The sequence below is a fragment of the Streptomyces sp. NPDC059564 genome, assembly GCF_042735575.1.
In the GTDB taxonomy this organism is placed as follows: Bacteria; Actinomycetota; Actinomycetes; order Streptomycetales; family Streptomycetaceae; genus Streptomyces.
In genome coordinates this window covers 1-9,900 of record NZ_JBHWBP010000286.1, presented here as the reverse complement: position 1 = coordinate 9,900, position 9,900 = coordinate 1, and the positions used below count along the sequence as shown (strand labels likewise).

11 protein-coding genes are annotated in these 9,900 nt (G+C 71.4%); 7 read left to right on the top strand and 4 right to left on the bottom strand.

Annotated features, from left to right (window positions below):
* Window positions 1–575: 575 nt before the first annotated feature.
* Window positions 576–776: a hypothetical protein gene (locus ACFV0Q_RS31930; protein ID WP_385010069.1), complete on the bottom strand. Its 201-nt coding sequence runs from the start codon at window positions 774–776 to the stop codon at window positions 576–578.
* Window positions 777–920: 144 nt separating this feature from the next.
* On the opposite strand from ACFV0Q_RS31930, the gene ACFV0Q_RS31925 reads away from it, so the two are divergent.
* Window positions 921–2,027: a helix-turn-helix domain-containing protein gene (locus ACFV0Q_RS31925; protein ID WP_385010068.1), complete on the top strand. Its 1,107-nt coding sequence runs from the start codon at window positions 921–923 to the stop codon at window positions 2,025–2,027.
* Window positions 2,024–2,215 (top strand): hypothetical protein, encoded by a 192-nt coding sequence (locus ACFV0Q_RS31920; protein WP_385010066.1) that lies wholly within the window; start codon window positions 2,024–2,026, stop codon window positions 2,213–2,215. The genes ACFV0Q_RS31925 and ACFV0Q_RS31920 overlap by 4 nt, the downstream gene beginning before the upstream one ends.
* A gap of 376 nt (window positions 2,216–2,591) precedes the next feature.
* Here the strand turns inward: ACFV0Q_RS31920 and ACFV0Q_RS31915 are convergent, their stop codons facing one another.
* Both ACFV0Q_RS31915 and ACFV0Q_RS31910 read right to left on the bottom strand, forming a co-directional pair.
* The gene (locus tag ACFV0Q_RS31915) at window positions 2,592–2,978 is read right to left on the bottom strand and encodes an SHOCT domain-containing protein (RefSeq protein ID WP_385010065.1); all 387 of its coding nucleotides are present in this window, start codon (window positions 2,976–2,978) and stop codon (window positions 2,592–2,594) included.
* Window positions 2,978–3,367, bottom strand: a complete 390-nt coding sequence (locus ACFV0Q_RS31910) for a DUF6325 family protein (RefSeq protein ID WP_385010063.1) — start codon at window positions 3,365–3,367, stop codon at window positions 2,978–2,980. Before ACFV0Q_RS31910 ends, ACFV0Q_RS31915 begins: the two co-directional genes overlap by 1 nt.
* A gap of 97 nt (window positions 3,368–3,464) precedes the next feature.
* Here ACFV0Q_RS31910 and ACFV0Q_RS31905 point away from each other — a divergent pair, with 97 nt between their 5' ends.
* Both ACFV0Q_RS31905 and ACFV0Q_RS31900 read left to right on the top strand, forming a co-directional pair.
* Complete coding sequence (locus tag ACFV0Q_RS31905; protein ID WP_385010061.1) at window positions 3,465–4,835, top strand: FtsW/RodA/SpoVE family cell cycle protein; 1,371 nt, start codon at window positions 3,465–3,467, stop codon at window positions 4,833–4,835.
* Window positions 4,832–6,301: a penicillin-binding transpeptidase domain-containing protein gene (locus tag ACFV0Q_RS31900; RefSeq protein WP_385010060.1), complete on the top strand. Its 1,470-nt coding sequence runs from the start codon at window positions 4,832–4,834 to the stop codon at window positions 6,299–6,301. Before ACFV0Q_RS31905 ends, ACFV0Q_RS31900 begins: the two co-directional genes overlap by 4 nt.
* 93 nt (window positions 6,302–6,394) lie before the next feature.
* Here the strand turns inward: ACFV0Q_RS31900 and ACFV0Q_RS31895 are convergent, their stop codons facing one another.
* On the bottom strand, window positions 6,395–7,567 hold the full coding sequence (locus ACFV0Q_RS31895) for a ferritin-like domain-containing protein (RefSeq protein ID WP_385010058.1): 1,173 nt from the start codon (window positions 7,565–7,567) through the stop codon (window positions 6,395–6,397).
* A 160-nt stretch (window positions 7,568–7,727) separates the two neighbouring features.
* Here ACFV0Q_RS31895 and ACFV0Q_RS31890 point away from each other — a divergent pair, with 160 nt between their 5' ends.
* The 3 genes from ACFV0Q_RS31890 to ACFV0Q_RS31880 are packed head-to-tail and all read left to right on the top strand — an operon-like array spanning window position 7,728 to window position 9,680.
* The gene (locus ACFV0Q_RS31890; RefSeq protein WP_385010056.1) at window positions 7,728–8,657 is read left to right on the top strand and encodes a diiron oxygenase; all 930 of its coding nucleotides are present in this window, start codon (window positions 7,728–7,730) and stop codon (window positions 8,655–8,657) included.
* A gap of 23 nt (window positions 8,658–8,680) precedes the next feature.
* Window positions 8,681–9,394 (top strand): TetR/AcrR family transcriptional regulator, encoded by a 714-nt coding sequence (locus ACFV0Q_RS31885; RefSeq protein ID WP_385010054.1) that lies wholly within the window; start codon window positions 8,681–8,683, stop codon window positions 9,392–9,394.
* Window positions 9,395–9,404: 10 nt separating this feature from the next.
* Window positions 9,405–9,680, top strand: a complete 276-nt coding sequence (locus ACFV0Q_RS31880) for a hypothetical protein (protein ID WP_385010052.1) — start codon at window positions 9,405–9,407, stop codon at window positions 9,678–9,680.
* Window positions 9,681–9,900: the final 220 nt, after the last annotated feature.

The window sequence follows — 9,900 nt, the reverse complement described above, 5'->3', positions numbered from 1 at the left end:
CGTCCTTCCGCGTCGGGACGGCCTGTCAAGGGCGCTCCTTCGTCGCGTCGCTTCGCGATGGCCTTCGGCCACCCTTGACAGACCGTCCCGCCACGGAAAAACGAAGACAGCCGGGAAACCCCCAAAAGAACGTTCACGGGGCAGGAGCGAAGAGGAGCGGCCCCGTCAGCGACGCCCGAGGCGTCTCCGCGCCAGGGTGGGCCGAGATCCGGGCCGACATCGCGGTCTCTCCGGAACGGGAGGGGCCTTACCCGCACGAAACAGCGCTCAGAAACCCCTCAGCAGCGGACAGACGCGTCAGATCGCTCCATGCTCCTCTTTGCCCGGCGTCCGACGCGCGTCTGGGGCTGGGATGTGCCCGGAGACGGACGGCAGCCGAAGGGCCTCAGCCACCTGTTCGATCACGTCCGCCCGGATCATTCCCAGGTGGACGTAAGGGGTCCCGGTGTGGGTCACGACAGGGCGCACGGTGTGCCATGCCGAATCGGGGAGATCGAGGGCGGCCAGGGCGGCCACGAGGGCTTCACGGGCGTCCGTGGCCCGTGTGTGCGCGTCCCGCCAGGTCTGCATGTCCATCACGCGGTCACGACCTGACCGGCACATTCGTCGGTGTGCCGATAGGTCACGGCGGGCGGTCCGGGCGAGCAGTCCGTACGTCCCCGGCGCACGGGTTCAAGGGGCTTGATCGGCTCCTTGCAGACGGAACAGCGGTTGCCGCTCGGCGCGTAGGTCACGTACTCCCACTGGGGTTCGTCGGTCGCGTTGCTGATTGCCATATCCCGCCGTCCCCTCGGATCCGAGCACTGGGTGGATCGTCTCGCCGGATGAGTGGCACCGCCCAGTGAGATCTCTAGTGGCAAGCCGCGTCAGCAGGGCGAAACAGCCCTACCCGGTGGCATCCGCAGTGGCACGCTGGGGACATGCGACTCGGGGAGCTGATCAAGGATCTCCGCACGGCTCGTGGATGGAGCCAGGGGCGGTTGGCGTCAGCGGTCAACACGGCGTACGGCACGACGCTGACACGGGAGTACGTGAGCAACTGGGAGCGTTCCAAGGTCACGCCCGGCGCGTTCTACCTTGCCGCGCTTTCCGCCACGCTCGACGTACCGCTAGCTGTCTTGGAAGGTCAAGTGGACCGACGCGAGTTCCTTACCGACCTGGCCGGGGCCGCCATAGCCCCCGTCGTCGCCTCGGACCTGCTCAGTGCAGGGTTCGCGGCGCGACTGTCCGGGGGGCCGTCCGTGGACGCCTGGGAGGCCAAGCTGACGACGTACGGAACCGAGTACATGAGCCTGGGCGCTGCCGACATCCAGCGGCGAGTCAGCGCGGAACTGGTCACTGTGCAACAACAACTCGACGATCGCCGGTTGTGGTCCGTCGCAGCCAGACTGATGACCTTGTACGCAAAGACGTTCCCGGGCTCGGACGGGGCCAAGGCCGTCCATTGGTACCGGATGGCAGCGAACGCGGCCGACGAATCCGGGGACGACGACACGCGCGTCTGGGTACGGGGACGTGCCGCCATCGCTCTCGGGTACGAGGGGGCCGCCCTGGGCGTGGCCGACGTGATGGCCGATCAGGCGATGGCCATCAGCGACAGACCGTCGCTCGGACTCCTGAACGCCGTCTTCGGCAAGGCGCACGCGGCAGCGATCCGGGGCGACCACGCCACGGCGCGGAGGCTGCTCACCGATGGCCGGCGCGTCTTCGATCAAGCTGGATCGCACGAACAGACCTCGGACTACGCCGTCCCCTGGTGGCGGGTCAACGTCTTCACCTCCCTGCTTGCAGCCCGGCTCGGAGACGAAGCAACGGCCGTCGCAGCGCAGGAAGCGGCGCGGGCCGGGCTTCCCTCCACACTTCCCCGCTTCGCGACCCACTTGGAGATGCACCGGGGCCTGATGCTGGCCCGGTCGGGCGACGTATCCGGCGGGACTGCCTACGCACGTACGGCACTGGACGCCTTGCCGCCGGAAAAGCACTCCCTGACCCTCCGTCTCCTCATGACAGAGGTGGAACAGTCGTGAGCCCTCGTTACCCGGCTGCCCCCGGCCCGCGCACCGGGAAGCGAGAGCTGCGGGGCCAGATTCTGGACGAGTACCTGGCCGACTACGAGCAGCGACGCGGCTCCCTGACCCCCGAATCCCAGCAGGCGGCACGGCAGGTCTTCGACGAGGTCTTCGCGCTGGATAAGGAACGGTCCGCCGCAAGCTGACGCGTGGCGGCCTGCCGCGTACTCGCCCTTGGCGGTGTCTGGCGACGGTGTTTGCGCTGTCTGGTGTTGTCAGGCCCCTCCCGGTCCGGAGAGACCGCGATGTCGGCCCGGATCTCGGGCCCGCCCAGGAGGGGAGGGGTCGGGCATCGCTGACGGGGCCGCTCCTCTTGGCTCCTGCCCCGTGAACGTTCTTTTGGGGGTTTCCCGGCTGTCTTCGTTTTTCCGTGGCGGGCCGGTCGGTCAAGGGTGGCCGTAGGCCATCGCGAAGCGACGCGACCGAAGGGAGCGCCCTTGAGGGACCGGCCCGACGCGGAAGGACGATGAGACGGACGGGAAAGCCCCATACCTTCTCTGATCCGGATCCGCTCGGGTCCCGTCACCCCCGCAGCAGCCGCTGCTTCGCCGTGGTGAACTCCTCCGGGGTCAGGAGGCCCTGGCGGGTCAGGTCGGCGAGTTGGGTCAGTTCCGCTACCAGGGTGGTGCCGGAGGCGGGTGGGGGTGCGGGGGCAGCCTCCGCCTCCGCAGCTCGCTCCGCCTCCGCAGCCCCCTCCGCCCCCGCCTCCTCCGCGAACTCCCCGAACGGCTCCTCCCCGAACTCCCCGTACGGTTCCTCCTCCAGCGCCGCCTCCAGTTCCTCCGCCGCGCTTTCAGCCGTCGCCCACTCCGCCGCGCCCGCCGCCCGCCGCAGCAGGCCCCGTAGCAGCGGGTGGCCCGCCGGGCGGACCGCCGCCGAGACCGTCGCGCCCACCGGCCGGATGAACATCACGCCACCCCCACCCGCTCCGCCGGGATGCGGACCGAGCCCACGATCCGCCCGCCCGCAGCCCGTACGGCCAGCGCCGCGTCCTGCGCCCACACGTGCTCGACCACCAGCAGCAGCGCGCAGCTGCCCCGGTCCAGCAGTTCCGCCGCCTCCCGTACGTCCTCGGGCCCGATCAGCCGGGCCACGTCGCGGCCCGCCAGGAGGCCCCGTAGCTCGACGTACTCGTCGAACTCCGCCGCCGTCACCTCGCCCGCCGCCGTCTTCGTCGTGACGAGGCCGTCGATCAGCCGGACCACCCCGGTCTTGCGCAGTCCCATCACGGCCTCGACGGCCGGTACCCGGAGCTGCTCCTCCGGGAAGGCGAGGACGATGAATTCCACTGGTCCCATGAGCCGGGGCTCCCTACTCCTGACCGTTTCTGACGACTCTTCGGCACACTATGACATAAGCGGACATACTCGCCCCCGCCTTGCTACGTTTCCCCGTATGACCGCTCTGACGGCGAAGGTGACGGAGCCCGCTCCGCCCCCGCCCCCCGATGCCCGCGCCGCCCGGCGCCGCGGCATCGAGCTGACACTGCTCGCCGGCGCGGTCCTGATCTCCGTGCTCGGCCACCTCTACGTCGGCCTCGCGGCGACCGGCCACGCCCCCCGCCCCACCGCCCGCTACGCCGCGGGCCTGGCCGTCGCCGCGCTGTTCGCGCACCTCGCCGTCCGGTTCCGGGCCCCGTACGCCGACCCGCTCCTGCTCCCGATCGCGGTGCTGCTCAACGGCCTCGGCCTGGTCCTGATCCAGCGGCTCGACCTCGCCACCCCCGGCGAGAGCGGCGCGGGCGCCCAGCTGCGCTGGTCGGCGCTCGGGGTGGCCCTCTTCGTCCTGGCCGTGGCCGGGCTGCGCGACCACCGCGCGCTCCAGAAGTACGCGTACCTCTCCGTCACCGTCGCGCTCGCGCTGATGCTCGTCCCCGTCTTCTTCCCGGCCGTCAACGGCGCCCACATCTGGATCCGCTTCGCGGGACTGTCCTTCCAGCCGGGGGAGTTCGCCAAGATCCTGTTCGCCGTGTTCTTCGCCGCCTACCTCGCCGCGAACCGCACCGCCCTCGCCCTCACCGGCCGCCGGATCTTCTGGAAGCTGCGCCTGCTCCCCGGCCGCGTCCTCGGGCCGATCCTCGCGATCTGGCTGCTCAGTGTGGGCGTGCTGGTCCTGGAGCGGGACCTCGGGACCTCGCTGCTCTTCTTCGGCCTCTTCGTGATCATGCTGTTCACGGCCACCGGCCGGATCGGCTGGATCGCCATCGGGCTGGTCCTGGCCGCCCTCGGCGCCTACGCCGTCGGGACCTTCGAGCCGCACGTGCACACCCGCGTGGACGACTGGCTGAATCCTTTCGCCTCCATCGAGCGCGGCGACGGACCCGGCCAGCTCGCCCAGTCCCTCTTCGCCTTCGCCGCCGGCGGCCTCCTCGGCTCGGGCCTCGGCCACGGCCAGTCCTTCCTCATCGGCTTCGCCTCCAAGTCGGACTTCGTCCTCGCCACCGCCGGCGAGGAGCTCGGACTCGTCGGCCTCACCGCGATCCTGCTCCTCTACGGGCTCCTCGTGTCCCGGGGCTTCCGCGCCGGACTCGCGCTGCGCGACCCCTTCGGGCGGCTCCTCGCGACCGGGCTCGCCTCGATCATCGCCCTGCAGGTCTTCGTCATCGCGGGCGGCGTGACCGGCCTGATCCCGCTCACCGGCATGGCCATGCCCTTCCTCGCCCAGGGCGGCTCCTCCGTCGTCACCAACTGGATCATCGTCGCGCTGCTGGTCCGGCTCAGCGACAACGCCCGGCGCCCCCGCCCCGCCGAGGAGGCCGCCGCTTGATCCGCTACATCCGCTGGTGCGCGTACTTCTGCGCGCTGCTGCTCGCCGCCCTGCTGGTCAACGTGGCCCGGGTGCAGGTCTGGGAGGCCGCCGCCTACGGCGCGAACCCGGCCAACAAGCGGCCCGCCGTCGAGCGCTACGCCGAACCGCGCGGGGAGATCCTGGTCGACGGCAAGCCCGTCACCGGCTCCCGCGACAGCGGCCAGCTCCTGCGCTACGAGCGCACGTACGCCGACGGCCCCCTCTACGCGCCCGTCACCGGCTTCTCCTCCCAGACGTACGGGACCAGCTTCGTCGAGCGCGCCGAGGACCCCGTCCTCTCCGGCACCGACCCGGGCCTCTCCGCCTTCCCCCTCTGGTACGAGCTCTCGCGCGGCCGCCCCGGCGGCGGGAACGCCGTCACCACCCTGCGCGCCGCCGTGCAGCGGGCCGCGTACCGGGGACTCGGCGGCAAGCGCGGCGCGGTCGCCGCCGTGGAGCCGGCGACGGGCCGGATCCTGGCCCTGGTCAGCAGCCCCTCCTACGACCCGGGCCGGCTCTCCGGCACCGGTACGAAGGTCAAGGCGGCCTGGCAGCGGCTGAACGCGGACCCCGCCAAGCCGATGCTGAACCGGGCGCTGCGCGAGACCTACCCGCCCGGCTCCACGTTCAAGATCGTGACGGCGGCCGCGGCCCTCGACGCGGGCGTGGTCACCGACGTGGACGCCCCGACCCAGACCCCCGACCCGTACCCGCTCCCCGGCACCAGCACCCTGCTGCCGAACGCGGGCACGGGCTGCCAGGACGCCTCCATGGCGGAGGCGGTGCAGTTCTCCTGCAACACGGTGATGGCCAAGATCGGGGTGCAGGTCGGCCTGCGGCGGATGGCGGAGGCCGCGGACCGGTTCGGGTTCAACGACGAGGGGCTGCGGGTGCCCTCCTGGGTGTCCCGCTCGAACTTCGACACCGACATGAGCCCCGACCAGCTCGCGCTCTCCTCGATCGGGCAGTTCAACACCACCGCGACCCCGCTGCAGATGGCGATGGTGGCCGCGGCGGTGGCCAACGGGGGCGAGCTCAAGACCCCGTACCTGGTGGACCGCACCACCCAGGACGACGGCTCCCAGGTCCGCCGCACCGCCCAGCGCACCATGGGCCGCGCGATGAGCCCGGCCACCGCGCTGCTGATGCAGGAGCTGATGGTGAAGGTGGTGGAGAACGGCACCGGGCGCAACGCGGCGATCCCCGGGGCGGTGGTCGGCGGCAAGACCGGCACGGCCCAGCACGGGGTGGGCAACGCGGGGACCCCGTACGCCTGGTTCATCTCCTGGGCCCGCGCCCAGGGCGCGCCGCAGCCGGCGGTGGCGGTGGCCGTGGTGGTCGAGGACGCGTCGGCGGTCCGCGGGGACATCAGCGGCAACGGCGCGGCGGCCCCGATCGCGCGCGCGGTGATGCAGGCGGCCCTGTCGGCCCGGCCGGCCGCCTAGCCCGGCCGTCTGGCCCGGCCGCCTAGCCCGGCCGTCTGGCCCCGCCCGACGGCCGGAGCCCGACGGCCGGAGCCCTGCGTCAGGCGCCCTGCGTCAGGCGTCCGCCTCTCCAGACCCCTCCCCGGCGGACCCCTCCTCCACGGACCCCGTCACGGCGCCCTCCCCGTCGGCCGCCTCCCGGATGGTTGCCTCCACCTCCGCCACCCGCTCCCGCTCCTCGGCCGCGAAGCGCTCGCGGTCGAGGGCCTCGGCGATCTCCTCGTCCTGGGTCATGAGCAGGTCCAGGTTCGAGTCGCCCATGTCGAAGACGCCCATCTCCAGATAGGCCTTCTGGAGTCGCTCGCCCCACAGCCCGATGTCCTTCACGCACGGCACGATCCGGCTGAACAGCAGCTTCCGGAACAGGTGCAGGAACTCCGACTGCTCGCTGAACTCCTCCGCCTCCCGCTTCGGGATCCCGAAGTTCTCCAGCACCTCCACCCCGCGCAGCCGGTCGCGCATCAGGTGGCAGCCCTCGATCACGAACTCCTCGCGCTCGCGCAGTTCCGCGTCCGTGAGCTGCTTGTAGTAGTCCCGCAGGGCCATCCGCCCGAAGGCCACGTGGCGGGCCTCGTCCTGCATCACGTACGCCAGGATCTGCTTGGGCAGCGGCTTGTCCGTCGTATCGCGGATCATCCCGAACGCGGCCAGCGCCAGCCCCTCGATCAGCACCTGCATGCCCAGGTACGGCATGTCCCAGCGGGAGTCGCGCAGGGTGTCGCCCAGCAGCCCCTGGAGGCTGTCGTTGACCGGGTAGAGCATCCCGACCTTCTCGTGCAGGAAGCGCCCGAAGATCTCGGCGTGCCGGGCCTCGTCCATGGTCTGGGTGGCGGAGTAGAACTTCGCGTCCAGGTCCGGCACCGACTCCACGATGCGCGCCGCGCACACCATCGCGCCCTGTTCGCCGTGCAGGAACTGGCTGAAGTTCCAGGCGCTGTAGTGCCGGCGCAGTTCGCCCTTGTCCCGGTCGGTCATCTTGGCCCAGTGCCGCGTGCCGTACAGCGTCTGCATCTCGTCGGGGGTGCCGAGGGGGTCGTACGGGTCCACCTCGATGTCCCAGTCGATGCGCTTGGCGCCGTCCCACTGCTTGTCCTTGCCCTTCTGGTAGAGCGCGAGGAGCCGTTCGCGGCCCCCCGCGTACTCCCAGCTGAAGCGGGCCGAACCGGAGGCGGGGATCTGCCAGACGTCCTCACCCGGGGACTTGGTGTAGAGCTCGTGCGTCGACACTGACGCCTCCTCGACTGCCTTGCGGGACACGGTGGTTGGCAGGGTCACACGTTGGTAGACGCGGGGTCAACAAGTCGTGCGCGGGGGATTGACGACCTTGCTGACAGGCAGTCTCATAAGAGGTGACCGCAGGTAACCCGACCACGAGGTGCCCGAAGCCATGACGACAGTGACGGAACGAGCCGCGCTGAGGGACGCCCTCGGCCCGCTCAAGGACCGCGAGCAGATCGCCGAACGACTGCTCGAATCCTCCGCCAAGCACTCCTTCGACCCCGACACCGAACTCGACTGGGGCGCCCCGCCGATCGACGGCAAGTACTACTGGCCGCCCGAGCTGCTCTCCCTCTACGACACCCCCCTGTGGAAGAAGATGGGGGAGGAGCAGCGCATCGACCTCTCCCGCCACGAGGCCGCCGCGCTCGGCTCGCTCGGCATCTGGTTCGAGATCATCCTCATGCAGCTGCTGGTCCGGCACATCTACGACAAGTCGCTGACCAGCAACCACGTCCGGTACGCGCTCACCGAGATCGCCGACGAGTGCCGCCACTCGATGATGTTCGCCCGCATGATCCGTGAGAGCGGCACCCCGGCCTACCCCGTCTCCCGCGTCAACCACAACCTCGCCCGCGTCCTCAAGACGGTCTCCACCACCCCCGGTTCCTTCGCCTGCACCCTCCTCGGCGAGGAGATCCTCGACTGGATGCAGCGCCTGACCTTCCCCGACGAGCGGATCCAGCCCCTGGTGCGCGGAGTCACCCGGATCCACGTCATCGAGGAGGCCCGGCACGTCCGCTACGCCCGCGAGGAACTGCGCCGCCAGATGCTGACGGCCCCGCGCTGGGAGCAGGAACTCACCCGGATCAGCTGCGGCGAGGCCGCCCGCGTCTTCTCCCTCGCCTTCGTCAACCCGCAGGTCTACGACAACATCGGCCTCGACCGCCGCGAAGCCGTCGCCCAGGTCAGGGCCAGCGGCCACCGCCGGGAGGTCATGCAGGCCGGCGCCAAGCGGCTCACCGACTTCCTCGACGACATCGGCGTGCTGCGCGGTGTGGGCCGCCGGCTGTGGAAGAGCTCCGGCCTCCTGGCCTGAAGGGCGTCGTCTACCCTGCGTGCATGACCGTACGCGCGTACCGCAGGCTGAGCGTCGAGGAGCGGCGGGCCCAACTCCTCGACGCCGCCCTGTCGCTGTTCGCGCACCGGGCCCCGGAGGAGGTCTCCCTCGACGACGTCGCGGAGGCCGCCGGGGTCTCGCGCCCGCTCGTCTACCGCTACTTCCCGGGCGGCAAGCAGCAGCTGTACGAGGCCGCCCTGCGCTCCGCCGCCGACGTCCTCGAACTCTGCTTCGCCGAACCCCAGCAGGGCCCGCTCACCCAGCGGCTCTCCCGGGCCCTGGACCGCTACCTCGCCTTCGTCGACGAACACCACACCGGCTTCTCCGCACTCCTCCAGGGCGGCAGCGTCGTGGAGACCTCCCGCACGACGGCGACGGTCGACGGGATCCGCCGTGCGGCGGCCGAGCAGATCCTCTTCCACCTCGGGACCCCGGATCCGGGCCCGCGGCTGCGGATGATGGTCCGCACCTGGATCACGGCGGTCGAGGCCGCCTCGCTGATCTGGATCGACGAGGGCAGGCAGCCCGAGGCCGGCCCGCTGCGCGACTGGCTCCTGGACCAGTTCATCGCCCTCCTCACCGCCACCGCCGCCACCGACCCCGAAACGGCCGCAGCCGCCCGGGCCGCCCTGGCCCTGGAGTCGGCCGACGGCCCCGTCGGCGTCCTCGCCCGGCGCGTGATCCCGGTGGTCTCCGAGGCGGCCCACCTGCTGTGACACTGGTGGGGTGAGAAGCGAACCGACGCCGTTCGAGGGCGGCCCGATGGACGGCCGGGTCCTCCCCATCCTCCTCGGCCCGACCGGCCACCCCCCGAAGTGGTACGAGATCCCCGTCCCCGCCCCCGACGGTTGCCCCCCGACGGTCCTGCTGTACGAACGGGTCCCGGCGGGCTACACGAAGCGCCTGGGCCTCCAGAAGGGCTGGAAGTACACGTTCGCCCCGACGGGCGAGAAGCCGAAGCTCCGCTGGCCCTGGACGAAGACCCCGAAGCCCCAGCCGTAGCCGTAGCCGGGGGCGGGGTGCCGTCCGGGATGTAAAACGTGATGTGTTGGCGCGCGGTGCCTTCTGCCGACGCAGCACCGGACAGGGCGCCATGAATCATGCCTACCCCGGACGGCACCCCCCCCCCCCCCCCGGCCCCCCCCCACCCCCGACCCCCCCCCGCCCCCCCCCCCCCGGGCGCCCCCCCCCCCCCCCACCACCCCCCCACGCCCCCCCCCCC